This window comes from Niabella soli DSM 19437, from assembly GCF_000243115.2.
Lineage (GTDB): Bacteria > Bacteroidota > Bacteroidia > Chitinophagales > Chitinophagaceae > Niabella > Niabella soli.
This window is the reverse complement of the sequence record NZ_CP007035.1, coordinates 1420991-1447165: the sequence shown is the minus strand read 5'-3', so window position 1 is coordinate 1447165 and position 26175 is coordinate 1420991. Positions and strand designations below refer to the sequence as shown.

At 40.6% G+C, this 26175-nt stretch carries 22 protein-coding genes; 16 read left to right on the top strand and 6 right to left on the bottom strand.

The window, feature by feature from the left end; translation table 11 throughout:
- The first annotated feature begins 20 nt into the window (after nt 1-20).
- The 5 genes from NIASO_RS06205 (at nt 21) to NIASO_RS06185 (ending at nt 3741) form a co-directional block, all read left to right on the top strand.
- On the top strand, nt 21-563 hold the full coding sequence (locus NIASO_RS06205) for an RNA polymerase sigma factor (RefSeq protein WP_044046288.1): 543 nt from the start codon (nt 21-23) through the stop codon (nt 561-563).
- The gene (locus NIASO_RS06200) at nt 560-1375 is read left to right on the top strand and encodes an anti-sigma factor (protein ID WP_008585153.1); all 816 of its coding nucleotides are present in this window, start codon (nt 560-562) and stop codon (nt 1373-1375) included. Before NIASO_RS06205 ends, NIASO_RS06200 begins: the two co-directional genes overlap by 4 nt.
- A 327-nt stretch (nt 1376-1702) precedes the next feature.
- Nucleotides 1703-2425 (top strand): ferritin-like domain-containing protein, encoded by a 723-nt coding sequence (locus NIASO_RS06195; RefSeq protein ID WP_008585154.1) that lies wholly within the window; start codon nt 1703-1705, stop codon nt 2423-2425.
- Nucleotides 2426-2444: 19 nt separating this feature from the next.
- Complete coding sequence (locus tag NIASO_RS06190) at nt 2445-3296, top strand: ferritin-like domain-containing protein (protein WP_008585155.1); 852 nt, start codon at nt 2445-2447, stop codon at nt 3294-3296.
- 49 nt (nt 3297-3345) lie between these two features.
- Nucleotides 3346-3741 carry a hypothetical protein gene (locus NIASO_RS06185; RefSeq protein WP_008585156.1) on the top strand — a complete coding sequence of 132 codons (396 nt, stop codon included), beginning with the start codon at nt 3346-3348 and terminating at the stop codon, nt 3739-3741.
- A gap of 422 nt (nt 3742-4163) precedes the next feature.
- On the opposite strand, the gene NIASO_RS06175 is transcribed toward NIASO_RS06185, so the two are convergent.
- Both NIASO_RS06175 and NIASO_RS06170 read right to left on the bottom strand, forming a co-directional pair.
- A complete protein-coding gene (locus tag NIASO_RS06175; RefSeq protein ID WP_008585157.1) occupies nt 4164-5429 on the bottom strand; it encodes a hypothetical protein in 1266 nt (421 codons plus the stop codon).
- A 129-nt stretch (nt 5430-5558) separates the two neighbouring features.
- Nucleotides 5559-6566, bottom strand: coding sequence for a S41 family peptidase (locus tag NIASO_RS06170; protein ID WP_008585158.1), 1008 nt, complete (start codon nt 6564-6566; stop codon nt 5559-5561).
- Nucleotides 6567-7363: 797 nt separating this feature from the next.
- On the opposite strand from NIASO_RS06170, the gene NIASO_RS06160 reads away from it, so the two are divergent.
- Nucleotides 7364-7798: a hypothetical protein gene (locus NIASO_RS06160; protein ID WP_044046287.1), complete on the top strand. Its 435-nt coding sequence runs from the start codon at nt 7364-7366 to the stop codon at nt 7796-7798.
- Between the two features lie 224 nt (nt 7799-8022).
- On the opposite strand, the gene NIASO_RS06155 is transcribed toward NIASO_RS06160, so the two are convergent.
- Complete coding sequence (locus NIASO_RS06155; RefSeq protein WP_008585161.1) at nt 8023-9465, bottom strand: outer membrane protein assembly factor BamB family protein; 1443 nt, start codon at nt 9463-9465, stop codon at nt 8023-8025.
- A gap of 489 nt (nt 9466-9954) precedes the next feature.
- Here NIASO_RS06155 and NIASO_RS06150 point away from each other — a divergent pair, with 489 nt between their 5' ends.
- The 9 genes from NIASO_RS06150 to NIASO_RS06105 all read left to right on the top strand — a co-directional run bounded on the left by NIASO_RS06150 (nt 9955) and on the right by NIASO_RS06105 (nt 19806).
- Complete coding sequence (locus NIASO_RS06150) at nt 9955-10911, top strand: hypothetical protein (protein WP_008585162.1); 957 nt, start codon at nt 9955-9957, stop codon at nt 10909-10911.
- Nucleotides 10912-10919: 8 nt separating this feature from the next.
- A complete protein-coding gene (locus tag NIASO_RS06145; protein WP_008585163.1) occupies nt 10920-11456 on the top strand; it encodes a hypothetical protein in 537 nt (178 codons plus the stop codon).
- A gap of 55 nt (nt 11457-11511) precedes the next feature.
- Entirely contained in the window at nt 11512-11823 is a 312-nt protein-coding gene (locus NIASO_RS06140; protein WP_008585164.1) for a hypothetical protein, read from the top strand.
- Nucleotides 11824-11989: 166 nt separating this feature from the next.
- Nucleotides 11990-12766, top strand: a complete 777-nt coding sequence (locus NIASO_RS06135) for a DUF4262 domain-containing protein (RefSeq protein WP_008585166.1) — start codon at nt 11990-11992, stop codon at nt 12764-12766.
- A gap of 563 nt (nt 12767-13329) precedes the next feature.
- On the top strand, nt 13330-13677 hold the full coding sequence (locus NIASO_RS06125; RefSeq protein ID WP_008581680.1) for a type III PLP-dependent enzyme domain-containing protein: 348 nt from the start codon (nt 13330-13332) through the stop codon (nt 13675-13677).
- A gap of 59 nt (nt 13678-13736) precedes the next feature.
- Nucleotides 13737-15089: a DNA cytosine methyltransferase gene (locus NIASO_RS06120; RefSeq protein ID WP_008585167.1), complete on the top strand. Its 1353-nt coding sequence runs from the start codon at nt 13737-13739 to the stop codon at nt 15087-15089.
- On the top strand, nt 15073-16608 hold the full coding sequence (locus NIASO_RS06115) for an ATP-binding protein (RefSeq protein ID WP_025298748.1): 1536 nt from the start codon (nt 15073-15075) through the stop codon (nt 16606-16608). The genes NIASO_RS06120 and NIASO_RS06115 overlap by 17 nt, the downstream gene beginning before the upstream one ends.
- A gap of 7 nt (nt 16609-16615) precedes the next feature.
- Nucleotides 16616-18832: a Z1 domain-containing protein gene (locus NIASO_RS06110; RefSeq protein WP_008585171.1), complete on the top strand. Its 2217-nt coding sequence runs from the start codon at nt 16616-16618 to the stop codon at nt 18830-18832.
- Nucleotides 18829-19806 carry a PD-(D/E)XK motif protein gene (locus tag NIASO_RS06105; protein WP_008585173.1) on the top strand — a complete coding sequence of 326 codons (978 nt, stop codon included), beginning with the start codon at nt 18829-18831 and terminating at the stop codon, nt 19804-19806. The genes NIASO_RS06110 and NIASO_RS06105 overlap by 4 nt, the downstream gene beginning before the upstream one ends.
- Nucleotides 19807-20064: 258 nt before the next feature.
- On the opposite strand, the gene NIASO_RS06100 is transcribed toward NIASO_RS06105, so the two are convergent.
- Both NIASO_RS06100 and NIASO_RS06095 read right to left on the bottom strand, forming a co-directional pair.
- Nucleotides 20065-20478 (bottom strand): helix-turn-helix domain-containing protein, encoded by a 414-nt coding sequence (locus NIASO_RS06100; protein ID WP_008585174.1) that lies wholly within the window; start codon nt 20476-20478, stop codon nt 20065-20067.
- 97 nt (nt 20479-20575) lie between these two features.
- Nucleotides 20576-21100: a helix-turn-helix domain-containing protein gene (locus NIASO_RS06095; protein ID WP_008585176.1), complete on the bottom strand. Its 525-nt coding sequence runs from the start codon at nt 21098-21100 to the stop codon at nt 20576-20578.
- A gap of 519 nt (nt 21101-21619) precedes the next feature.
- On the opposite strand from NIASO_RS06095, the gene NIASO_RS06090 reads away from it, so the two are divergent.
- The gene (locus NIASO_RS06090) at nt 21620-25372 is read left to right on the top strand and encodes a DUF3857 domain-containing protein (RefSeq protein WP_008585177.1); all 3753 of its coding nucleotides are present in this window, start codon (nt 21620-21622) and stop codon (nt 25370-25372) included.
- Nucleotides 25373-25486: 114 nt separating this feature from the next.
- Here the strand turns inward: NIASO_RS06090 and NIASO_RS06085 are convergent, their stop codons facing one another.
- Nucleotides 25487-26038, bottom strand: coding sequence for an alpha/beta hydrolase (locus NIASO_RS06085; RefSeq protein WP_008585179.1), 552 nt, complete (start codon nt 26036-26038; stop codon nt 25487-25489).
- Nucleotides 26039-26175 lie beyond the last annotated feature (137 nt).

Sequence of the window (26175 nt, the reverse complement as noted above, 5' to 3'; positions counted from 1 at the left end):
ACTGACATGAACTTTTTTTGTTGAAAACCACGCAAAAATATACCGAACAGGAGCTGGTTAGCCTGCTAAAGCGACAGGACGCGACCGCATTCAGTTGCTTGTATGACAATTATGCTTCAGCGCTGAATGGCATTGTGCATAGCTTTGTACAGGATGAGCAGGCGGCTTATAGCATTTTGCAGGACAGTTTTGTAAAAATCTGGAAACAAATAACTTCGTTCGATGAGCAGAAAGGCCGTTTGTTTACATGGATGTCATCTGTTACGCGCAATACTGCCATAGATTTTTTAAGGAGTAAAGAGTGGAAAAATTCATGTCAGAACGTGGCGTTAACGGATAACAATAACAACATTGCAGCAGATACTGTTTTAACGGATATGATCGGGCTTAGGAAAATGGTACACAACCTGCGTGATGAATACAAATTTCTTGTGGAAATGTGTTATTTTGAAGGGTTCAGCCAAAGTGAAATTGCAGCAATTACCGGCATCCCGCTAGGGACGGTAAAAACGCGGTTGCGCAATGCATTAATTGAATTAAGAAGTTGGATAAATAATAAATGAATATACAGGAGTACATACAAAACGGCATAATCCAAAGTTATGTATTAGGCCTGGCCGATAAGGACGAAGTGCTGGAGCTGGAACAAATGCGCCAACAATATCCGGAGGTAGAGCAAGCGATACAAGACTTTGAAGCGTCGTTGGAAGCATCGGCTATGCACCATGCCGTTCCCGTGTCTCCTTTATTAAAAACGGAGCTTTTTAAGCAACTTCAATTAGAAGATCCTGGTCAAAACACAACCGCAACTGTGGCGGAAGAAAATATTCAACCCGCAGGTAAAGTATATAAAGGTGGTTTTGCAAAATATATTGCGGCGGCTTCCGTGGCCTTGCTGATAGCCAGTGCAGCGTTAAACCTGTACACGTATTCAAAATATAAAAAACTGGTAGCTGAAAATGAGCAACTGGCTTTGCAGCGCAATCAACTGTATGCACACAATAGCACCCTGCAAACAAAATTGCAGGAAGCGGATAATAGCATTAAAAACATTACAGGCAACGATGCGCTGAAAATAACCCTGGCGGGTGTGCCCGGTAAACAGGGCAACGAAGTTGTAGTATATTGGAACAAAGCCACCAAAAGCGTGTATGTTTCTATTAAGAACCTGCCTGCTGCACCGCCAGGTAAACAATACCAATTATGGGCCTTAATGGACGGCAAACCTATTGATGCAGGTATGTTGGGCGAGTGCAGCACCGTTTGCAAATTGAAAGATATTGAAAATGCCCAGGCATTTGCCATTACGCTCGAAAACGCCGGGGGCAGTCCTACGCCTACGCTGGCCCAAATGTATGTGATGGGAAAAATTTAATTTCCTAAAAAACCATTGTTTTAAAAATTACGTAAATAAATATACTGCCGCGGTTAATGTGGCGTGTCAGTAGTCGGGGTTGTAAATTTTTACAGCCCCTTTTTCTATGTAACAAGCGCCGGCGCTTTTAGCGGCGAAATAGCGTTAGTTCCATCACTGCCGGCAATAGAATTCTACATTGTTTTTTCTTGGACATGATCTGAGCCAGGCTTTTTAAAAAAAAATATAGCTATTCGTCAAATCCATTTGCGACAACATCTCGTAAATAAAATACAAGTAGTTCAGATGATACGTTTTCAAATTTACAAATCAAAAAAAATGAATGATATGAAAAAAGAAACTACCAACACGCCGGAAGCTCTGCTGGAACCGGGTTTGAACACATCCCCCTGCAGCAGAAGTTTTTTCTTATCTGTTTTGGGCTTAGGCGCTGCCAGTGCCGTTGGCTTAGCAGCCTGTTCAACAGATGATTACATGATGATTCCGAATATGGGTGGCGCCACCCTCGATTTTAAAGACGATACAGGCGTGTTAAATTATGCTTATGCGTTAGAACAATTAGAAGCAGCTTTTTACATAAAGGTGGCGGCTGCTCCACCAAACGCTTTTACAGCTACGCAAAAAAATTATTTTCAGGATGTGCAGTATCATGAAATAGCGCACCGCGAGTTTTTTAAGAAAGCACTAGGATCAAATGCTATTCCTGCTTTGGAAGTTGATTTTTCTTCCATCAATTTTACAGATGCAGCAAGCGTTTGGGCTGCTGCAAAAGCCTTTGAGGATTTAGGTGTTGCAGCTTATAACGGCGCAGGGGTAAGGATAAAAACGGATGCTTACCTGGTAGTTGCCGGGCAAATTGTTTCGGTAGAAGCACGTCATGCTGCATGGGTACACGATCAGATATCAAACGGCAGCTTCGCTGACTTAAATGATTTGGTTGCTTTAGACGCTAATAATAGCGGCGGATTGGACGGTGCTTTAACTCCGGATAAAGTGTTGCCGATTGCGCAGAAGTATATCAAAACAAAGATTAATGTAATTAACCTTTAATCATTTTAAAATTACTATCATGAATATCCTGAATATATTAAACGAAATAGAAAAAACAGACGCCGATATTTACGACCGGATAAGTCCCCGCAGAAGTGTTATGAAAGATTTTTACAACAAGGGTAAAAAACTTTCACTGGCAGCCCTGCCGCTGGCTTTAAGTTCCATGTTCAGCAAAGCTTATGGCCAGGCTTCAACAACAGCAGTAACCGATGTATTGAATTTTGCGCTCACATTGGAATACCTGGAGTATCATTTTTACAATCATTCCTTACTGGGTACTGATGTTACGTTCTCCTATCCATCCCCGGCAGCAAAAGGGGCTATTACTACTATTCGCGATCATGAAAAAGCACATGTTGATTTATTAAAAAGTGCTTTGGGCAGTGCGGCCCGCACAGAACTTGTATATGCAAATTTTGATTTTACTGCCAGCGGCACTTTTGGAGATGTGTACACAAATTACCAAACATTTTTAAAAGTTGCTACAGCATTTGAAGATACAGGAGTAAGAGCTTATAAAGGGCAAGCTCCTTTTTTAAAAGGCAATACAGTTTTAACAACGGCTTTACAAATACATGCTGTGGAAGCCCGTCATGCCTCGCATTTACGTCAAATGACTGCTGCTGCATTAGGGGTAAATTTAAAACCGTGGATCACTTATACTGCTAATGGTAACGACACAGGTGTAAGCGCAGCCGATCCGGTTTATGCCGGTGAGCAAAACACTATGCACGCAGGTATCGAAATTACTAATATTGCTGCGGGTGTAACACAGGCGGCGGCGGCCGAAAGCTTTGATGAATTTTTAACTAAAGCACAGGTAGTTGCAATTGCCAATTTATTTCTTAAAACAGGGTATAAACTTTAATAAGTTTATTGCAGCTCAATGAATAAATAACAAACAAAAAATAACACACATGAAACAATTATTAGTAACAATTGCCCTCTTTGCCGGTACTGCTTTATTTTCAAATGCAACAATTCTTACAAATCCTTTGGCTTGTTCTATTACAATTGATTGGACAAAATCCAAAACACAAACATGGGCCGGAGATGTTGAAGGTAAAACGTATTGGTACAAACTGGATAAAGCGGCAAAACTTTGGTGGAGCGCCGATGGGAAAAAGTGGGCAGCAGTTAAAAGTGGTGCCTGGGCCGACAAAGATGGCAAATGGCTAAAAATCCACGAAGGCAAATTGGTTTGGAGCGCTGATGGTAAAGAATGGACGGAAGTGCCGGAATGGAAGTGGGAGGGTAGTGATGGTAAATGGTATAAGTTCGATAGTAAATGGACTTTGTGGGTAAACAAATAATGCGCAACCAATAAATTATAATCGTTATTGCTTCTCTGAAAGATTCGGTTCTCAAAATAATTATAATAAAAAACATTTTATAGAAGAAGCGGCTGAATTCTTTTCTGCCAATGGATCGGGAATAATATTTTGGAACCGGTTTCCGGGTACCGCGTGCAGGGGTTGAAAATTTTCAACCCCTGCACGCGGTACAACGTCCCCGTTTTTTATTTCAATAATCCCATGAATATGATTCGGCCCGCCCGTTTCGTTCGGGCAGGCATAACAATGTATTCGTACAACGCCGTATCCGGAAAATGCTCCGGGATGGCCTGCCAGTGCTGGTGCGCCGCGCTGCGTGATATGCTTTTTTGTATTTCTTGTTCCTTAACAAATAAGCCCGCCCTGGTGTAAGTATAATATGGAATAGCTACTACCTTATTTTAGTCTGTTTTTTTGACTTGGGCATTTTGTCCGTTAGCAGTTATTTGCCCTCCCACGGTTAATGCTCCGGGGCTGCCTCCCCGCTCTACTATATAAGAAGTTACATTGTTGCCATACGTAACAATGCTGCCTTTAATAATAATACGATTTGCTTCGCCACCGTTTTTTATGCTTACCGCATAGGCGGGTAAATCAACATATACTCCTTTTACTAATGAACTGCCAATGGAACCGTGAGTGGTAACATCTCCATTTACAGTAAGCGTTCCTATTTTTTTACTTATTTGTATGCCTACGGAGCCATCTCCGAATGTCTCAATAGATTGGAATAAAATATTATCAACTGTTCCGTCGTACTGGTTATAACCTCTTGCCCCAAGTCCATATGTTTGCAACGGGGCATTTACCGTGAAATTTTTTACAATGCCAAAATTTACAAAGCCGACACCACTTGGCCCATAGGAGATTACCGGCGCATTACTTGTCCAGTTGTCAACACTTCCCCAAACGTCCAACACCATGTCATTTACGCCATAAGTTATTACTTCCCCATCGGTTACCACTTCATTGGCATGTGCGCCATAAAGTACAAATACACCAGCCGTAATATAATCTGCTACCCCTAAAGGAATTTTTCCGTTAGAGTAAACAGCTTTTGTATGCAGTTTTGAAATTATTGTTTTGCCGCCCTGGTCACCAAACCCGGAAATAAAAACACCCGAACCCGAAACAGGTGCGTTTTTTCTGCCAATACTTAAATTGGCTACAGTCACTGATAAAAGACTGTCGCTACCTGGATTTATGTTGTAGATCGTCAGAGCACCCTGGAGTACGTTAACCCCATATTTCTGCGGTTGCTCCAAATAATGCCGGGTGTCTGCCGAATGAATATCTACATTGTCGATTACTACGCTTGCTTTCTCAACACCCACCCTTGTAATGATGGAGATTTGTCCTTTTACCAATAAGTTTTCAAAAGTAAAAATCCCGAGGTCTTGCTGCACAGCGGTATTAAAAATGGCCTTATGATTTACCGGCGCATCTATATTTAAATTTTTGACAGCATTGTTAGCGCTTACGCCAATCCCGTCAGAATGCTGAAAGGAAAGCAGGGGCAATTGACCATTTTCCTGTGGTTTGCCACTCAGGTTTACTCCTTCGGGTAAGAAAATACTGTAGTTGCACAAGATGCTTCTTGTAATGGTTATTTCCTTTTGTCCGTTTTGAATAGCTGAAACGAGATCGTTAAAAGTGCTGATTGTCATAATATTTTATTTTGAAGACCCGCCCATAAAATTACATTAATTTCCATAGCAAGGTCGGTATCCAGATGTTTCTTTTCCCGTGAACAAATAAGCCAGCCGAGGAAGAAGAAGGTATTACCAATCTATGAATCATTGTTTTAAAATCCACTGCATTGCTTTTTTTACTTTTGGGTCGTTAGCTATATTGTTAAACTGATCTATGCTGTCATCGATTATATCGGGGGTAATGGCATCGGTATAGATAATGCCATTACGGTCCATTCCATACCCGGTTGAAAGATATAAATAGGCTTTGCCAATAGGAAGGCCCTCTATAGAAGTAACATACCCCACCGTTGGACTACCCAAAAAAAGTGTGTGCTTTCGCCCTTTAAAAGACATCGCCAGGAACTCACCGGAACTGCCCGTGCCGCCGCCAATCAAAACAACTACAGGCATTTCAGTTGCGGAAATAGTGCACTTTGGCTGTATCGTGCATAGAACGCGTGCATCCATTAAAAAGCTGTGCTGTTTTATAATCCACTGTTCTTTAGGAGCAGCTGTAAAAGAGCCGAGCTTGCCATTGCCAAGCACCTGCTCAAGCCCTAACATCATCGGGTACATTGCCCCGCCGCCATTTAACCGCAAATCAATTATTAGTCCTTTTACTCCTTTTTCCAGTAAGGAACATAAGCTGTCATTCAGTTGCTGCGCTTTTTTGCTCATTTCTTCTTTTGATCCAACAGTTATATATGGTATTCGCAAATAACCCGTTTGCCTCTCCAGGAGAAGTGATTTTAGATACACCCCTTTTTTCCATTCTTCAGTTACAGCCCCCGGAAAAGGACGTTCGATCTTTTGTTTATATTTAAACACGCTGTCCCTATAAAAGAAAGCACCATGGAAATCGTTAGCCGTGCCAAGCAAATCTTTTGCTACCCCACCAAATTCATTAATATTGGTTGCTGCCTTTGCCCTGTTTACGAGAGCGGTTCTTAAGGCTTCCCAGTTTACCTTGTCTTTCATATACGATTTGCTTTTCATGACAGTTATTGCGGTGTCAATCAAAAAAGCATAATCGTTTACCTGGGCGCTTATCTCCTGGTTTAGGCTGAACGAAAAATATAAAATAGCAAAAAACAATAACGGCTTCTTCATAAAGAGAATTGATGGTTTGTTAAATATAACCACAAAACATTTATTTAAAAGCTGTTTTCGGGAAAACCTGCTGCACAGGAAGGGTACCGGGCTACGGATTGCTAAAAGCAATAGTTAAAAATGGCAGATCGTTATTAAGGGGCAGGTTGGTATGCAGGTGTTTCTTTTCCCTTTGAACAAATAAGCCCGCCCTGGAAAAGGCGGGCGTTGCTAACCTATGAAACGGAGCAAATGTTGTATTGTTTTATAGAAGTATATTTATTTGTGGAGTGCTCCCCTCAGGACGGGAGCCAATAAAAAAGTTTGCTGAAGGCAGACAGATAGAAAAATATACGGATGAAAAACACCTGGGTGGAGTTACAAAGTATAACGAAACTTAAATTACAAATTTCAAACAGATGCTATCTTCTTAGTTGTGTTTTTTTGCTATATTTATTCCACCAAAATTGATTGCTGATGAAACGACCCGTAATCCGGTATAGCCTGCCGCTTAAGCTAAGTATTTATAAATGAGTATAAATTTTTAAAAGCTAAATGGATTTGCTTGCACTAATACCCGGTTTGATTTTATATGGATTAGCAGCTTTGTGCTTTTTTGTGCCGTATAAAAGTGGTGAAAAAAAACAGGTTGGGTTACGGGGTTGCTTCTAAGCGCAATAATTACCCTAACGCTGATCGGGGATTTAGGTTTTGGGTTGGTTTTTATCTGGCTGGCCATCCTTATATTTCAGATCTTATTTATAGTGTATTGGGTATTTAGAGTTTTTGGAAGGAGACAGACGGGAAAAATAACTGCAATGATTTTAACGGTCATTTCTCTTTTAATTATAATGCAACCCTGGATCGCTGATTGGACATTTGATAAGCAAGATGTAGCAAAGATTCTTTCGTTTCACGGGTTGGAATTAAAAAACAGTTTTAAGATATTGGAAAACGAGAGCGGCGGGCTCAGGGATTATTATGAAACATTTGCATTGAAAATATCAGACTCCGATTATAGCCGGATTGCCCAGGAAATCAGGGCTTCAAAGAATTTTAAAGGCGTGTTTGCTGATTATAAAAACCGGCCTTCTGCCAGCGCTATAAAATATGATACTGTTGAGTTTGAAATGGGTAATGTTCTTACCCGTGAATACTTTTCAAATAAAAAGATGGACAACGGCACTTTTCATTTTTTTATTCAATTAGATAAAAAAGCAAAGCAACTGAATTATACAGGCAGTGATGAATAGGGCGGTTTCATCGTTAAGAATGTTTGCTCGATCCCTATTCCCTGAAATAGGCGTACATGTAAAGGAAAGACGGGTGTTACCGTAAAAATATTGTAAGGTTGTTAACAAGATTAAGGCATTTTAAAGCTTATTTCCTGTTTATAATTTGTAAAAGCAGTATCAATGCTCTTTAAATGGGTTCTCTGCAAATTAAGACCGGACCTTTTATAAAAGAGTGCTGTGCTTTAGTTGAAATTGCCTTTGTCGTCAGTTTTGAAAATATAAACCTGTGTTTCGGTGCCGGAATAGCTGGTTCTGTCGCCCCTGGTAGCTGCAATAATATAACCGCCGTCATCTGTAGGTATTACTGCGTCATTTATTATGGCGGCAAAATCCTCATAGTATTTTTTTTGCCAAAGGAGATTTCCTTTCTTGTCGAACTGGAATAAGCCAAAGTCCTGGTAATAGTCACCCGTAATGGTGGAGCCATATACAATTAAGGAGTTATCATGCCCTTGCACTACGCCCCTGGGCCATCCCCAAAGATCCTGACTTGAGAAGTCCCATAGTATGTTCCCGTTGGGGTCCGCCATTTTAAGCACCACGCCAGACATGCTTCTGACTAACCCCAGCCACCCGGTAAATACAATATTCCCTTCACTCGTTTCAATCAACCGGTTGGGTGTGGGAATGCCAACGCTGGCATAAACTTTACTCCAGATTATTCTCCCTGTTTCAGCATTATATTTAAGCAGCCAGTAGCTGGGATAGGGGGCAAGCCCGTAAGTGCCTACCACGCGGAGTTGCTTGTCGGCCCCAATTGCCACGTCACATAAATAGTCTGCCCCGGTGGAATTGAGCTCCGATTTCCAAATCTCGTTCCCGTCTTTGTCCAACCGGGCTAACACACCTTTAACGCCTACTCCGGAGATCCACCTTGAGCAACCGGCTACATACACTTCGCCGTCATCACTCACGGTTATACCATACACTTCGCCAAAACTTTCCGGTTTCTTTTGCCACAGCAGGTTGCCGTCATTGTCAAATTTTACAATATAATGGTTGCCCAGCATAACGTAGCCGTTTTTGTAACTTACCAACTTGCGGTGAAAATAATCCTCCAGTACTTCTCCGTAATAGTTTTGCCATACGGGGTTGCCCAGCGAATCTATCTTCATGGCGAAGAATTCTTCAACACCGTTAATTCGTGATAACCCGGAAAGCACATAACCGCCGCCGTCATTGGCCTTTACCATCCCTGCGCAGATGATAATTTTTCCGTACGTAAGTTTTTTTAAAAACCGGAGCCAGTACTTAGGAGTATTAAATGTAAATGTTGCTATCGTTTCGTTCTTTTTTTTGTCTGCTGCCACTATTTTAACCTGGTATTCGGTTAGTTCTTTCAGATTTTTAAATGTCAGTACAGAATCTTTATAATTTGAATATTTGACTTCATTGTTCAGGTAAATGGTGTAGCCAACCAGGTCACCATCAGGGTCAACGGCTTTTGTCCATTTTATTTGAGCCGTGTCTCCGGCTACAGCTGATAGTGAAATGGCGAATTGGGCAGGTGGATTATTCGGTTCCGTTTTTTGGGACGGCTCTTCGGGTCGTACATCTGTCTTTTTGGAACAGGCAAAAAGTAAGGTGCCGGCTAAAATAAAAGCCCATTGTATTATTTTTCTCATAGTTTAATTTTGCGCGTTTCAGTGAAGCAGAGAATTTCGTTACCAAATGTACAATAAAAAGTAGATTTTATTGTTTCATAAGCCATAGCACCCGGAGTTCTCCCGCCAGGGCGGGAGCCAATAAAAAAAGTCCGCAGACGGTGGACAGATAAAAGAATATGCGGATGAAAAATACCAAAGTGACGTTACAAAATATAACCAAAATTTCAAATTTTAATACAGAATGCAATTTCTTTGATTGTGGTTTTTTTATTACATTTAACTAACTAAAATTGATTACTAATGAGACGACCAGTAACTGCGCGCGCCTTGATGATAAAACGTCTTTGCGATTTATTCTGTTCATGTAAGCATCAGCTAAGGATGGCTATAAACGATAATAGTTATTATAACAAGGGCAATACGTGTGTTACGCGGCATGCATAACCTGGTTGTAATAAAGTTGCTGTAATATCTATTTTGATACATTCAAGAACATCCTTTTGTAATATGAAAAACGCTATTGTCCTGGTTTTAATACTTATATCAATTTTTTTTTCTTGTTCAAAGAGCAATGTAGAAAATGCCGCTAAGCCGGAAGTTAATATCGATAGTATAAGTGTTGAGCAATTCGATGACATTCATATTTTAGTGTCAATGAAAGCGAAGGGATCAAATGAGATAAAAAAAGTTGGTATTTGCTGGAGTAAGTCTTCCATGCCAACAATAACAGATAGCTCCCGGAGTCTTTCATCACCTTATTCCACTATCATAAATAAAATAGGGGAGAATGATACCTATTACTTCCGGGCATATATTCAAACTGCTGATAAAACGATATATAGTGAAAGTAAAAGCATTTCCACCGGAGGATTAAATGTTTTGATTGATAAAGAATATAATAATGGTAGAAGCAGAAATATTATTGATGTAAAAGAGACGATGGATGGTGCATTTATCGCTTTAGTCAGCTCATCAGGGCTCTATTCAACTTATTGGCCGGAACTTATTCTTTTTAATAAGTCTGGGGATGTAATGTGGAGTAAAGAATACCCACAATATGAATCGCAATACCCTGTAAATATTTTTGAAATTGAAGGTGGCTTTTTATTGGTTACTACTGATTACACAACTGTAAATTTTGGACATATTTTTACAAGGCTTGATAATAGCGGGAATGTTTTGTGGGAAAAAAAGTATGGGACAAAAAGAAACAAAGACCTGATGAGGGTTTTAGACAATAAGAATAATAGTTTAATAATTACTTTGCGTGAATATGATGATATGAAGAACGGTATTCGGGAAAATTGCGTGCTAACCAATTATCTGATTGATTTAAATGGAAATCTTCTTTCTTCGACTACTTATAGTGCGGACAATGGTCTTGCTGAGGGTTCCCCCCCCCGTACACTTTTAATGACTCCAATGATCTCGGATATGCTGCTGCTTATAGTTGGTTCAACGTAAATCAATCTGTGGTACTTTACGATATAACAGTAAAAAAAATAAGTTTTGATAACAGGCTATTGTGGGAGAAAAAGTATGGTGGAACGGCCGATGAATATGTTATTCAAATTAGCTCTTCGGCAAATAAGAACTGGAATCTGCTTGGCTATTCCAGCTCCTTCGGATTGACAAAACCAAGCGCGTGGTTATTTCAGGTGGACGCCCAAACCGGAGCTATGGTTTGGCAGGTAGTGTACTCAAACCTAAGGTATGGGACATCCGGCGTAACTTATCCAAGGTCGCTGTATGAGAAAAGCGTAGATGCTTATTACATAGCAGGAAGTGTGGCAGACTATTATGTTACAACATCTTCAGCATTCATCGCGAAACTCAGGCCGGCGGGACAAACTTCCTGGGAGTATACGTTTGATAATGCGAAATATGGGCGCAGAGCTGGTGTTAAAATATTTGTATATGGTCGTGATATTTACCTGTTTAGTATTAAAACAGGGCCAACACCTAATAGCCCAAGTGGTATTGTTTTTACAAAAATTCAGGAGATATAAGCAAAGTCCTGGATAACGAATTTTTGCATAAAATGAATAACTATTGATTTTGACCATGAAAGCGAGAATAATGTACATGGAATATAAAGGAGCGGGCCTTGCCGGCGCTGCCAGGATCGGGCGGGTAACCTTTTCCAAAACCGGCAAATCAATTCATTATAACGGTAAAACTTTTCAAACCCTGAACGGGCGGGGTTATAAGGCTAATTATTTTGATACAGCTACGGGGAACACTATTGGATCTCCGGTTGCAAAAAGGATGGCTCAGACAGGTTGTATGGTGAGCGGCTGCCGGTTTATATTGATGATGATGTACGGGAGGAATATTGGACACAGATCCGGGGCCGGCCTGGCTTTAAAGAAATAAAAACGATTAACGGGTAATGCACTTATGTTAATAATTGTTGCCTGCAAAGCTGGTGCCGGCAGCAACTAAGACGAAAATGCCCCTTCGGTTGTATAACCGCAGGGGAATCTAAAATTTAAAACAGGGAAGTTTTGTATATTCACCAGGTAAACCCAACCAACCTGCCATGACTTCAGAAAAGGACCATAATTGCAGGGATGACGATAAAATAATTGCAGATATTGAAAAATACGGACTCGCAGTTATCCTGCTGGAGGCAACGGATTATTTGCCGTCATTTGCTTATAGCATTGGCTTGTGGCGTACCTTTCAACACCCGGAAATTATTTGTTTTGGCTTAACCACAAAGACATTGGGCGGACTTATAAATGATGTGGCCGACCTGGTGAAGAATGGACAAACCATCGAAATAAACAGGGATTATGACGATTTCTTTGAAAAGGGCAGGGTTCAGTTCATTCCTGTTGATAAAAGAAATTTAGATGATTATTTTGGTACTGCAATTGATATTTACGATACAGATAATTTTCCCGCGTTACAATTTGTTTGGACAGACCGTAATGATAAATTCCCCTGGGAAAAAGATTTTGAAAAGGAGTTCAGATACCGGCAACCGTTGCTGGACAGGAATGCTGACTTTAAATTCCGGGAGGCTAAAAATCTTGCAGTATTTACTACAAAACAATGGATAGAGCAGAACAAGCCTGTTATCCATGTGATTCATGATGCAGACGGCGACTGGCAATTTTTAACGGATGACGAACATTCAGTCGAAAACATAAAGATTGTGGCCCTGGAGGAAATTATTTTAAGAGACAGTACCTTGAACGGGGTTTTTGATCTGGAATTTGGTGAACAGGCCGAACGGGGATTTATAGGCGATAAATGGATCCGGAATAAATTTAAATACGATGATGAGGAAATAGAAGATGATACCCATTAATCATTAAAGTATCGCTTACTGTATCTCATTGCTATGCCGCTCCAAATATGCGTGGTTTTCTATAGACAGGTTTTTGATGGTTTCCTTGTTGGCAACACCTGGTTTATCATAGGCGCTGCTGCGCAGTTTGGCAGGGCGGTAATTTTTTTGGCGTGCCCCCAGCCCGCTACACCAGGCCAGGACACGGCCGGGCTATCCGCTTATACTCAGCCGCGGTACCCACCGCACAAGAGCTTCAGCGGGGTATCCGCTGCTATCCCTCACGCGGGCACCCGTTAACAACAAAATTGAAACCAACCCGGCTTTTTTATTTTGTAATTGTCAGTGTGGCAGGGCAAACTTAAGAATAGGAAATATTGGTCGATTATGGTTTTCCGTAAGCAGAATCCAGAGGAAAATATAAAATTTGATATAAAAAATCATTAATAGGCATTTGTAGGTTAGCGGAAGAATGAAAATGTGCAAAAAATGTTATATTTTAGCCCTGCTGCTGCTAGCGCTATTTGCATTAATAACCAATGAGCTGTATGAATATGCAAGTATCATTAATTTGATTTTATTTTATGAAAAATCCAAAGTGGCATAGAACCGAAATTATATTAGCATTAGAACTTTATTTTGATTCCAATAGAGGTTCTATCGATGCAAAAAATCCTAAGATCATTGAACTTTCAGAGGTGCTTAATGCTTTACCATTATTTATGGACAGACCAGACACTGAAAAATTTAGGAATCCCAACGGAGTAAGTTTAAAACTCTCTAATTTTTTGGCGATTGATCCAACACATAACGGGAGGGGAATGAGCTCTTATAGCAAATTAGATAAAGAAATATTTGAGGAATTTGTAGATGATAAACGACGCTTGAAAGAAATGGCGAACCATATAAAACAGTCTATAAAAACTCTTTAACACCTCATCGAACGACTCGCTATTGGATTTTGATGAAAATTGATTATTAAATAGAATTAATGAAATTTATAGATTTATTTGCAGGGCTTGGAGGCTTTCATAAGGCGTTACACGAACTTGGACATGAGTGCGTTTTTGCAAGTGAACTTAGCCAGACATTACGTGAGGTTTATAAAACAAACTGGGGAATTGAACCGAAAGGTGATATTAGAAAAATAGTTGATCACGACATTGACAGCATTCCTGAACACGATATCCTTTGCGCAGGTTTTCCGTGTCAGCCATTTAGTAAAGCGGGAAAGCAAAAAGGCAGAGAAGACGAAGAGAGAGGGACTTTATTTGATGAGATTGTAAAAATTCTTGCACACCGTAAGCCAAAATTTTTCATTCTTGAAAATGTTCCGTTCATTCGACAGCATGATAACGAAGCAACATGGAACTATATGCATTCCGAACTTACGAAGTTGGGGTATGAAGTTGAGCATGAAGTTTATTCGCCACAAGATTTTGGAATTCCACAACATCGTAAAAGAATTTTCATTGTTGGTTCTCTGGTAGGTCTTGAGCATTTTTCATTCAAAGAAATTGACGAACAAAAGACTTCTTTGATTGATATTCACCAATTCGTTGAAGAACATCCTGCTAAATTTAAAGCACTTCCAAAAGCAAACCAAGAGTGTATAAAACTGTGGCAACGTTTCATTGAACAAATTCCGAAAGACACAAAATTACCGGGGTTTCCTGTTTGGGGTATGGAATTCGGAGCGACATATCCCTTTGAGACTTCCTATCCTTTCAAACTTTCTGCAATTGAGTTAGGTGAGTTCAAAGGCAATTTCGGAATTGCTTTGAAAGGCATGACCAAAGATCAACAGCGAATTAATATGCCAAGTTATTCAAGAGTTGAAAAGGCATTTCCCAATTGGAAACGTAGTTATATCAGACACAGTAGGGGATTTTACCAAGACAATAAAAAATATGTACAAGATGTTGTGAAAGAAATTGCAAAGTATGATTCACAGAGTTGGCAAAAATTGGAATGGAATGTTGGTGACGGTAAAAGAAAAATTAATGATTATATTTTACAGTTCAGAGCGTCAGGAATAAGGATAAAAAAAGTTGATTTTTTCCCCTCACTTGTTTGCACTAATACACAAATTCCCATTATCGGTTGGCAAAAACGATACATCACAAAAGACGAAGCCTTGAAACTGCAATCATTAGAGGGTTTGGAATTGCCTTCAAACGACACTACGGCATTCAAGGCTTTGGGTAATGCAGTAAATTCGAAAATTGTGAAATTGATAGCTGAACAACTTTTGTATGAAAAACAAGAGCCCAAAAAATTGAATGGTACTGCTCCTAAAGAGGTACAGCAATTTTCAATGTTGCAAAATGAAACAGCAAAATAAAGTAAACATCCGTCCGCAGGTTACTATGCTCTCTGTTTTAAAACACATAGAGTATCAGACATGGTTTGCATTGGCTGAATTTATTGACAATGCGATTGATAGCTATTTGAAAAACGAAAAGGCTATCAAAGAAGTTGAAGGAGAAAATTTCCAACTGGAAGTAAGGGTGGAAATCAATGAACCTGAAAATAGAATCACTATCCGGGATAATGCAGGCGGAATTGGCCAAGCCGACTACGCACGAGCATTTAGAGCTGCAGAAGTCCCACCTGATAATTCTGGCTTATCAGAATTTGGAATGGGAATGAAGTCTGCTGCTTGTTGGTTTGCAGATAATTGGTGTGTAACAACAACCGCATTACGAGAAGACAATGTGAAAAAAGTTGTCTTTGATATGCAAAAAATATTTGAGGATAAATTGGAGGAATTAGATGTCGAGGCGAAACCTTGCGATAAAAAACACCATTACACAGTAGTAGAGTTATATAATGTAAACCGTATTCCAAAACGTAAAGGAGTTGCAAAAGTAAAAGACCATTTACGGAGCATTTATCGCGAATTTATTCGCAAGGGGATATTGAAACTTACCTTGAATGGCGAAGAACTAATATTTAATGATCCCAACGTTTTAAATGTTCCAAAACACGATGAGCCTAGCGGAGAACCTATTCTTTGGCGTAAAGAAATTGATTTTGATATTGCAGAAGTATTAAGTGTCCATGGATTTGTAGCCATTCGAGAAAAAGCATCGACAGCAGAAGCGGGATTTGCTTTATTCCGAAGAGGACGTGTAATTGAAGGAAGTTTTGACGAAGGATTTAGACCTGATTTTATTTTTGGAGCACCAAATAGTTATCGGTATCAAAGGGTTTTTGGAGAGTTGCACCTGGATGGATTTAGTGTGAACTTCACCAAAAAGGGTATTCAATGGGACGAAAACCTTGATATTTTCTTACGTCTTTTAAAAGATGATATTAGCTCAAAAGAATTTCCACTTTTACAACAAGCGGAACAGTACAGAGTAAGGGCAACCGAAAAAGAATACAAAGCAGCCGTTAAAGCTCTTGATGAAACGGTTAATGATTTTGAAAAGAAAGCACCGCAAGCAGTTGCAGATGTTGTCAATAACGTTTCTGCTGTTGAAACACCCGAAAAAGAAGGTTTGACGAAAACAGAACAAACGCTACATCGGGAATTTGATTTACGATTTAATAAGACGGATTGGAAAGTTTCCATAGAATTGTCTTACGACCCGTCATTAACTGAGCTAATAGAAGTTGGCGACAGCTTCATAAAAGAAAAAGTAAGAAATTCTTCTGTTAGACAAATTGGCATTAGACTTTCACTTACCCACCCCTTTATGGTTGAATTTGCAGGAGCAGATACAAACAAAATTGAGCCTATACTTCGTATTGCTGCAGCTTTTGGACTTTCTGAAATCATTGCAAAAGACAGTTACAAAAATCAAGGCGAAGTACGTAGAAACTTCAATGAACTAATTGCCAACTTATCAAAATAAGTTACTTATGACAGAAATAATTGAAATACAAGATAATAATAATACAAACGGCGAATGGCAACCGTTTGTGGGAGAAGAAACATTGGGCTTGCTTCAAAGAAAAGGTTTTGAAAACGATGAACGGGTTTTAAATGAGACGCTTCGTATAATGCAAGCTTGTGGTAATCCAAATGATGTAACTAACAACGAAACAGGAATTGTAATTGGTTACGTTCAGAGTGGCAAAACGCTTTCTTTTACTACGCTTACAGCATTGGCAAAAGATAACAATTATCAAATCGTCGTTGTAATTGCGGGTGTTTCAAACAACTTGGTTAATCAAACAACACAACGTTTATCAGAAGATTTAAACCTTGAGAAACGTTTTGATAGAAAATGGACTTTGCTTCAAAATCCAAGTAGAACGCAAGATTTTGAAACTATTGAAATGGTTTTGGCACAATGGGCTGACGACACATTTCCCGAAGATGAACATAGAACCTTGCTCATTACCGTAATGAAAAATCAAGCTCACTTAAATAATTTGGCAAACGTTCTACACGGACAAAAATTACAAGGCGTTCCAACTTTAATAATAGATGACGAGGGCGACCAAGCAAGTTTGAACACAAGAGCAAGGTGGGCAGCAAGACAAGGAATTGATATTGAAAATTTAACCGAAAACCAAGTTTCAACAATTTATAGAAGAATAACGGCTTTACGTTCTATTTTTCCACATCATACATTTTTACAATATACGGCAACACCGCAAGCAAATCTATTCATTAATATTATGGATAGACTTTCGCCAAATTTCATTCGGTTATTAACGCCCGGGCAAGAATACATAGGCGGAATTGAGTTTTTTAGGAATAATCCGAACTTAGTTGCAGAAATTCCAGCCAACGAAATTTCAACAAATAATAATCAGTTGTTTGAAATTCCAGAAAGCCTGAAAAGTGCTTTGCGAATTTTCTTTCTAGGCGTTGTTGCAGGGAAAATAAATAAAGGTCAAAGAAACAGAACAATGCTTGTTCACCCTTCAAGATTACAGGGCGATCATAGCGATTTTACAAATTGGATTCGTAACACTTGTAATAGTTGGCAAAGGCTGTTGTCCGGAAATGGCAACGATGAAAAACAAGAATTATTAAACGAGTTCCAAACTTCATACAATCAATTACGTCAAACGGTTTCAAACTTACAACCGTTTCAAGATTTGACAGGAACTAATTTGATTCACGCAATAAAATACACGCAACTTGTAGAGGTGAACTCACGAAACGGTGAAACACCGCAGATTCCTTGGAATGATTCATATTCTTGGATTTTAGTAGGCGGGCAATCAATGGATAGAGGATTTACAGTTAACGGATTGACCGTTACTTATATGCCGAGAAATATCGGAGCAGGAAATGTTGATGCTATTCAACAGCGAGCAAGGTTTTTTGGATACAAAAGAAATTACTTGGGTTTTTGTCGTGTTTATCTTGGCCAAGTAACAATTGATTTTTACAATTTCATTGTTGAGCACGAAGAAGATGTAAGAAACAGACTTTTAGAGTTTGACCTTAACAACAAGCACTTGAATAATTGGCACAGAGAAGCAGTATTAGACCAAATGCTCAATCTAACAAGACGGGCAGTTATTTATGATGATTTGGACAGAGATACGTTTGGTAACGACTGGTTTAGAATAAACGCACCACACGACACAGAAGAACTTATTGACATAAACAGAGAAGCTCTTTTTGCATTTCTACAATCAATTTCTGCAAACTTTACACAAGATGTGGGACACGCAAACCGAACTGAGGAACAAAAGCATTTGGTTGCAAGAATTACGATCAAAGACTGTTTGGAGCATTTGCTAAATAAGCTACGTTACACAAGAGAAAGTGATTCCGCAACCTATTCAAGTTTGCGTGGTATTTTAAAAGGATATATTGAAGAACATCCAGACGATGAATGTTTGGTTTATTTGATGAGTGCTAACTCCATTGATAATTGGACAGGAAGAACTCGTAGGCTTGACAGAAACCAAGAAATACAGCAGCTTTTTCAAGGACGAAACCCAAGAACAGGCGAAGTAATCTACCCGGGCGATTCAGAAATTAGGGAAGATGATTTATTGACTATTCAAATTCACTTGCTGAATATAAGAGATACAGAATTTACAAGAGTTCCTACACTTGCAATTTGGATTCCTGAACATATCGGCACAGACATAATCAGGCAAGTATGAATTTAATTGAGCTATACGATGCCCTTTCAATTCCCGAAAGCGACAACAAAGTTTTCAATGCTATTGCCATTCCCGAATATCCAGAATTTAGAATTGCTATAGACGTTGAGGGCAATGCAGTTTTATTGCTGTCTGTTACTAAACGAATAAAAGATAGTAGTCTGAAAAATTTCCGTCTGAAATACTTACAGCTTGAACAAAATATTGAGTGTAAAATTTCAGAAAATGGCAGAAGCAGACTACAGACTTTTACAGTAATTACTTTTAGAAGTGCTGACAGAAATTTGCTGGAGTACTTTTTAAGAATATCGGAAACTCTTGTGAAGGCTATTGGTAAAAGCCCTACGCAACAGCAAGTTGTTGATTCTTTGAAAAGATTTGTTGAAATATTTAAAACATTAGCAGATATACCAACAAACACCGTGAACGGGCTTTGGGCGGAGTTGTTTTTGATTGATAATGCAAAGAGTCCGCAAACGCTTTTAAATTATTGGCACAGCATGCCCGAAGAAAAATTTGATTTCAATGCGGGAAGAGAAAGAATAGAAGTTAAAAGTAGTTCTATTTTTGAACGCAAGCATTCTTTCTCGTCCGAACAGCTAAATCCGCCACCGGATTCTCAAGTTTTGATTGCCTCCATATTTGTAAGGCAACATAACTTAGGTATAGATATTCAGCAATTAATAAACAGTATTTCAGAGAAAATCGGCAATGACTGTAAGCAAATAGATAAATTAAATGGTCTTGTATGTAAAACGCTTGCAAATTCCTTAGAACACTCTATTGGAATAAAATTTGATTATGAAATTGCCAAACAATCATTACGATTTTACAGGCATCAGGATATTGAAAAAATTGAACAAATTCATATTCCGAATAACGTCTTTGACGTCCACTATAAATCAGATTTATCAGAAATTACTCCTGTTAACACCATTCATTTTCGCGATTCAATATTATTTTGCAACAGTTAAAAAAGGAACTTACCCACATGAAATCCTTATCGAAATCTCCGAATCGGTTATCTGCAAATTGAAAAAACTGGAGTTCTCTTTGGTGGGGATATAAGCTCCCTAAACATTTGCCCTCTAATTACTTTTCCCCCCGCGTGAGGGATAGCAGCAGCATCCTTTTGTGGAGTGCAACGGAGCAAAAGATATAGCGGATAGCCCGACCCCGGCTGTGTGTTGCTTTTGTGTGCTGGCCGGGCCGGGGCACGCCCTAATAAAAAATTACTTTGCCGGTATTAGTTTTTTTAACTCGGCCATCATCTCATCTTTTTCTTCTAGCATTCGTTCAAACAAAGCGATTTTTTCTTCATGTAATTTTTTTAATTCTTCAATAGGATTGAAGTTAAAAGTAGAATTAGGATTTCCTACGCAAGCATTATCACCAAATGTATTTGCTATTACATTCACCGCTTGTTCCTCATCAAAATTCTGTATCGCTTCCACCGGTATTTTTAGTGCATCGGAGATCTGTTGAAGCAGGGGTGCATCAATGGTTTCTTTTTGTTCCAGCAGGGAAATTTTTTGCTGGTTCCAATCATCCCCAAGCTCATAGGCAAGGGCATCCTGCTTTATACCCAGCATTTCACGGAAGCGTTTTACATTTCGGCCCTGATGTATTCTTTTGTCATTTATCATAGGTTCAAATTTAAGCGTTAATAACGACTTTGAAGATACGTAAAATACGGTAACTGACGTGTGTTTTACATTGTTGTTATCTGTTTGTACGGGCCTGTTAAAAGGCCCAGGCCCTTTTTTCTAACTTGGGGTTATTTAATTGCTGTAGCGCCGACAGTACTTTGGTTCTGTCTGCAGCGGATAAAAAAGGAGGGATGAGCGTTTTCATATCGATCTTCAGCAACTTGCTGATCACCAGCAGGTCGGTCAACTGAAATGGTTTAACGCCATTGATCAGCTCCGACATATGGGTTTTGCTTTTATGACCCAAAATGGCAGCCAGCTGCTCTTGTGTAAGATCGAGTGCTTTTAGTTCCTTTTTAATGCGGGTCTTCCTGTTTTCAATAAAGATCCTTTCTGATTCGGCCAGTTTAGCGGTATCGGCTACGGTCTGTTTGTTCCATTCCTTTTTTTCATACGCCGCAATTAAATTGCGTAACCGGCTTCGCATTTTTTTAAAATGCACGCTTTCTTTTGCCAGCAGGCGCAGCTTACGATCGGCTATCATGGCCCGCTCGTAATCCAGCTCATTGGTAATGGCGCCTGCTTCTACCAACTGTTCTATATCAAATGCTTTTTGCATTACTCAATATATCCTTTGCTCCTGAGCCATTTTTCAATGGACCGTTTATTGTTTTTAAAAGTTTGCTCGTAATCATCGTGCGATCCGGCCCATATAATATTTTTATGCCGGTTATACGCATTGCAAAAAATAATAAAAGTTCGGTTTTATTCCGAATTTATTTTTTAAAATTGTTTCCAGTGAAAGCGGTGTTCCTGTATTTTTTTATTCACTGTCCGGTATTCATCAATGGCTGAAATGTTGGGCTTTCACGGTCAGTAGCAATTGGTATAAAGATAGCTAAAATAGCTTGCAAAGGGCATAAACGTATGGATTGGAACCTGAATACTGTTTTGGGCATGCATTTTACCCGCTTATTACCAATAGTGTCAAAATGCGAAACATTTGCATGGGTGCCGTGCAGGAAGATTTGCACCATAGTAAGGAATCAATCAAATAATTTCCTATATTGTTCCTGTTTTTGAGGAGGAAATAACCTGTAAAACATAGATCCAAAACCTGTTTTTAAAAGAGAGACTAATGAGAAACCTTACACTGCTTATTGTGGGCCTGCTAATGGGAATAACTGCCTTTTGCCAGAACAGCTATACAAAAGCATGGACCGCATTAAACAATAATGACCGGGCCACGGCCGCCGCGCTCTTAAAAGAGGCGCAAAAAGACCCACAGACCCACGGGCAGGCATTTATTGCCAACCTGCTACTGCAAACCTTTGACGGCAGTGAGGCCGGAATGACACGGTTTGCCGATTCCGTTTACGGGCAGCTGGAAGACCCTTATCCTTATATATATGCGCTGTGGTTTAACAAGGTCGTTGCGGGACCGTACCGCGCTAAAAGAAAACCGCACCAACTGGCATTGCTGCAAAAACTTGCTACGGATACCAAGGCCCCGGCTTTATTACGGACATCCGCCAGCTACCTGCAGACCGCTAACGAGATCATGTGCGGTAAGCCCCCTGCTAACGGGCCTTATGTGCAGACAATCCCCACCGTACGGCACTGGCAATATGCAGGGCCTTTTGAAAACCTCTCCGGCAGCGGGTTTTATAATGATTATGGCCCGCTGAAGCACCCGGAACCGGAATACACTTTTAAGAATGCATCCGGCAATGCCATAAAATGGTTTACCCCCGCTTTTGAGACCAGTGATGGCTGGATCCCCACCGGCTTTTCAATACCCGGCGCTACGGGCATTGTATATACGCAAACCTTTGTTGAGGTACCGGAAGAAAAGACCGTTCTGTTAAATATGGGATTTTCAGGAAACCTGAAGTGCTGGCTGAATGATGAGCTGATGCTCTCCGAGCCGCGGGAACGGTTTACTGATTTTGACGCCTACCGGGTAAAAGCCGTGCTGAAAAAGGGAACCAACCGGATATTGGTACAGCTGGGGTATACCAGTAATTACTATCCCAATTTTGTACTCCGGTTCCTGGATGCAGATGGAAAGCCGGTGAACCTGGAGGGCTCGCCGGTGTATAAAGCTTATCCTAAACCGGATGCCGCGGCGCCGCTGCCCGTATTGTTACCACATTTTGCAGAACAGTATTTTGAGAACCGGCTGGCAAAGGATTCGGCAGACCTGCTCAACTACGTACTATTGGCGAAGAGTTATTTGCGCAGCAAGAAAACGGAAGGAGCTAAACAGGTAATCAACCGGGCCCTGGCAAAAGCGCCTGGTAATTCGCTGTTGCGATCTGTGTACATCGATGTGCTTTCCGATGAAGGCAATAATGCATTGGTTGAAACCGAGAATGAACGGGTGATGCGACTGGACAGCACCAGCGAATACGCCATGCACCTGTCTATGCAGCAACTGAGTAAAAACGAAAAATATACTGAACTGGAACATAAACGGAACCAGTATATAAAATTATTTGGCGAGAACGAATATACCGACGGGTACTATATGTTGCTAAAGTCGAAAGACCAAAAGATAGATGAGATCACCAGCATTGCTGAAAAGATATACCGGCGTTACCCGGATGAGCCTGAGATCCAGGCAGGCATTTATAAGTTAAGAAAAACTACCGGGAAGAGTTCCGACAGTGCCCTGATGGTATACCAGGATTTTTTTAAGAATAATTATAACGATAATGTATTTTATCAGTACCTGGCGGCACTTTTGGATAATGGTAAAAAAAAGGAATACCAGGCCCTGTTGGAAAAACAAATAAAAGTGTTTCCGAATGTCCCCCAGTATTATATCACCCTGGCTGAATTCTTCGTTTTGGAAAAGGAATACGACAAGGCGGAAAAATATACGCTTACAGCGCTGTCCATAAACCCTTATACAGATACTTATTGGAAATTGCTGGGCGATATCCGGAAACAAAAAAATGCAATACCGGCGGCCCTGGAAGCCTATCACACGTCCCTGAAATACAATGCCAGTCAATATAAGCTGATCAATACGGTAAGAAAACTGGAAGAAAAAAGTGAAGCTTATAAATTATTGCCCGCTGTTGATGAAAATAAAATTATTAATAGTGATGATTACGATGGGACAGATAAGCAAAAAGCCGGCTACTATTTTTTACTGGACCAGCGGGACTTGATCCTGTACGCCGACGGAGGCCAGGAACAATACAGCACCTTGCTGATAAAAATTGTAAATGAAAAAGGCATTGAGCGGTATAAGGAGGTATCGCTGAATTTTGACAATACCCAATCCCTGCTGATTGAAAAAGCTGAAGTGATCAAAAAGGACAAACGGATACAGGGCGATAAAAAAGAGAGCGATATTGTATTTACCAACCTGGAGCCTGGCGACGTTATTTTTATCCGGTACCGGCTGCAGCAATTTGCAAACGGGCATTTTGCAAAAGATTTTACGGACCGGTATTTCTTTACAGGCAATGTTTATTGTAATGCCTCCAGGTATACGCTGCTGGTGCCTGCAGATGCAGCGTTCCGGTACCAGTTTAGCAGGGACAGCATCCGCCCGCAAATGAGCAGGGTGGAAGATTTTACAAAATATTCCTGGGAACAGCTTCATGCACCGGCGGAAAAGGACGAGCCGCAGACGCCGGATCTGGTGGACGTAGCTAACGTACTCTATGTTTCTACTATAAGCGATTGGAATAAAATAGCGGACTGGTACGCAGACGTCGTAAACTATAATGAAGTGGAACCCGAAGTGGCAGCAGCATACCATACGTTATTTCCGGCAGCGGCAAAAGCAGAAAGCCAGTTCGCCAAAGCCAGGCGTATCTATAATTATATTGAGAATACCATTCACTATAGTTCCGTCGCCTTCCGCCAAAGCGGGTATATTCCGCAAAAGCCTTCTGTAACGCTTAATACGCAGCTGGGCGATTGTAAGGACCTGTCACGGCTCTTTGTGGCTTTATGTCATAAAGCGGGCATAGCGGCCAATATGGTGTTGATCGACACCCGCAACAATGGAACCAAAGATATGCTGCTGCCGGCAATGGACTTTAACCATTGCATAGCTAAAGCTACCCTGGATAATAAAGAATATTTTATTGAATTGACGGATAATAACCTTCCTTTTGCGGCATTACCCAATAGCCTTAGCGGGGCCTTGATGCTTGATATTCCTGTGCGCCGAACGTTGTCGTTTACGGGGCTAACGCACTTGTATACAGGCAGCAGGTCTAAAGACAAAGTAACCCGGATTATTGAGATCCGCCCCCAGGGAGCAAATTTGTTGTACAATAACAAGGTGATCAAAACCGGGCACCTGGCGGCAGATACGCGCGCAGACTTCCGGCATAGTGACGAACAGAAACGGTTCCGCGATATGGAGGAATCCGTTGCCCGCGGGTATTCCACCGCAGTGAAGCTGGGCGACCTCCGGTTTTCGGGGTTGGATAATTTGACCGATTCCGTACAGTACCAGTTTTCCTATATTGCCAACGACCAGGTTTCGGAAGTGGGGCCAATGAGTGCGTTTAAAATTAATTATCATGACCTGGTGGCAACGATGGATAAATTCCCTGCGGAAAAAAGAACGCAACCGGTGGAATACTGGAGCTATGAGAATACGGATGCCTACGAAACAAGGGTGACCATTTTTGCACCGGCTGGAATGAAATTTTCAGCACCGCCGGCCCCGGTTGCTTTGAAATTTAAAGACCTGGAATATAGTCTACAGTTTCAATTGGTTGCACCAGCCAAATTGCAGGTTACCCGTAAATTCTCCAATAGCCGGCAGCAATTTTATGCACCGGAAGATTATGAAGAACTACGTTCTTTTTTTGAGAAAATTGTAAAAGCAGAACTGAAGTTTATCGGGTACCAGTGAGAACCAGAGTTGTTAGACAGCGAAGTAATCTCTGCTCCAAAAGCAACCCTTTGGTTATGCATAATATGAGAGAATCGTTCTTGTCATTCTTAATTTAACGGGGGACTATCGCTTTTACAGGCTCTTTATGTCGGCTGCTACTATTGACAGGTCGTTATTGAACTGATGACCGCCGCTTGTCGGTGCACGAAAAACAGCCCGGGAGAGTTGGTGCTGGTAATGTATAAAATGATCAAAGGGCACCACCTCATCATCCCTGCATTGATAAAAGAAAATGGGGAGCTCTTTGGGCAACTGGTTTGCAAACCCCTCCCGTAGCTTCAAAGGCTGTACCCAGTCACGGTCACCATTCCAAAAGGGTGGGGCCACCAGGAATAACCCGACGATGCTTGTTTGATCGGTATTTTCTGAAAGGTATTTTACCAACAGAGAAGCACCAAGAGAGTGACCTGCCAGTATCAGTCCATCTTTAGCCGCAGCAATTTGCTCGCCAATCTGGCGGAGCCATTGAGAAGCAAAACCGGGTACGGTTTCATCGGCCTGCATTTGCGGGTAATGCACCTGGTAACCACTGCCCAACGCAGTTTGTAACGAGGCTGCCAACGAAGCATCGGTTTGGTAGCCGCCATTGCCGCCACCCTGTATAAAAAGCACCTGTTTGTTCATATAAGTTTATAATGTGGTTAAATAAAATGAAGGTTTATGTGTCTGGCAGGGTTGCCTTGTTAAGATAACAATAATTACCGGGTTATAAAGATAGGCAAAATAGCCTCCCGCAAACCGGTGTTGATATTGCCGGGTTA

What these genes read in the sequence shown, in the direction of transcription:
- NIASO_RS06200 (WP_008585153.1), top strand. Translation starts at nt 560, where the DNA reads ATGAATATACAGGAGTACATACAAAACGGCATAATCCAAAGTTATGTA.
- NIASO_RS06195 (WP_008585154.1), top strand. Translation starts at nt 1,703, where the DNA reads ATGAAAAAAGAAACTACCAACACGCCGGAAGCTCTGCTGGAACCGGGT.
- NIASO_RS06190 (WP_008585155.1), top strand. Translation starts at nt 2,445, where the DNA reads ATGAATATCCTGAATATATTAAACGAAATAGAAAAAACAGACGCCGAT.
- NIASO_RS06185 (WP_008585156.1), top strand. Translation starts at nt 3,346, where the DNA reads ATGAAACAATTATTAGTAACAATTGCCCTCTTTGCCGGTACTGCTTTA.
- NIASO_RS06175 (WP_008585157.1), bottom strand. Translation starts at nt 5,429, where the DNA reads ATGACAATCAGCACTTTTAACGATCTCGTTTCAGCTATTCAAAACGGA.
- NIASO_RS06170 (WP_008585158.1), bottom strand. Translation starts at nt 6,566, where the DNA reads ATGAAGAAGCCGTTATTGTTTTTTGCTATTTTATATTTTTCGTTCAGC.
- NIASO_RS06160 (WP_044046287.1), top strand. Translation starts at nt 7,364, where the DNA reads ATGATTTTAACGGTCATTTCTCTTTTAATTATAATGCAACCCTGGATC.
- NIASO_RS06155 (WP_008585161.1), bottom strand. Translation starts at nt 9,465, where the DNA reads ATGAGAAAAATAATACAATGGGCTTTTATTTTAGCCGGCACCTTACTT.
- NIASO_RS06150 (WP_008585162.1), top strand. Translation starts at nt 9,955, where the DNA reads ATGAAAAACGCTATTGTCCTGGTTTTAATACTTATATCAATTTTTTTT.
- NIASO_RS06140 (WP_008585164.1), top strand. Translation starts at nt 11,512, where the DNA reads ATGAAAGCGAGAATAATGTACATGGAATATAAAGGAGCGGGCCTTGCC.
- NIASO_RS06135 (WP_008585166.1), top strand. Translation starts at nt 11,990, where the DNA reads ATGACTTCAGAAAAGGACCATAATTGCAGGGATGACGATAAAATAATT.
- NIASO_RS06125 (WP_008581680.1), top strand. Translation starts at nt 13,330, where the DNA reads ATGAAAAATCCAAAGTGGCATAGAACCGAAATTATATTAGCATTAGAA.
- NIASO_RS06120 (WP_008585167.1), top strand. Translation starts at nt 13,737, where the DNA reads ATGAAATTTATAGATTTATTTGCAGGGCTTGGAGGCTTTCATAAGGCG.
- NIASO_RS06115 (WP_025298748.1), top strand. Translation starts at nt 15,073, where the DNA reads ATGAAACAGCAAAATAAAGTAAACATCCGTCCGCAGGTTACTATGCTC.
- NIASO_RS06110 (WP_008585171.1), top strand. Translation starts at nt 16,616, where the DNA reads ATGACAGAAATAATTGAAATACAAGATAATAATAATACAAACGGCGAA.
- NIASO_RS06105 (WP_008585173.1), top strand. Translation starts at nt 18,829, where the DNA reads ATGAATTTAATTGAGCTATACGATGCCCTTTCAATTCCCGAAAGCGAC.
- NIASO_RS06100 (WP_008585174.1), bottom strand. Translation starts at nt 20,478, where the DNA reads ATGATAAATGACAAAAGAATACATCAGGGCCGAAATGTAAAACGCTTC.
- NIASO_RS06095 (WP_008585176.1), bottom strand. Translation starts at nt 21,100, where the DNA reads ATGCAAAAAGCATTTGATATAGAACAGTTGGTAGAAGCAGGCGCCATT.
- NIASO_RS06090 (WP_008585177.1), top strand. Translation starts at nt 21,620, where the DNA reads ATGAGAAACCTTACACTGCTTATTGTGGGCCTGCTAATGGGAATAACT.
- NIASO_RS06085 (WP_008585179.1), bottom strand. Translation starts at nt 26,038, where the DNA reads ATGAACAAACAGGTGCTTTTTATACAGGGTGGCGGCAATGGCGGCTAC.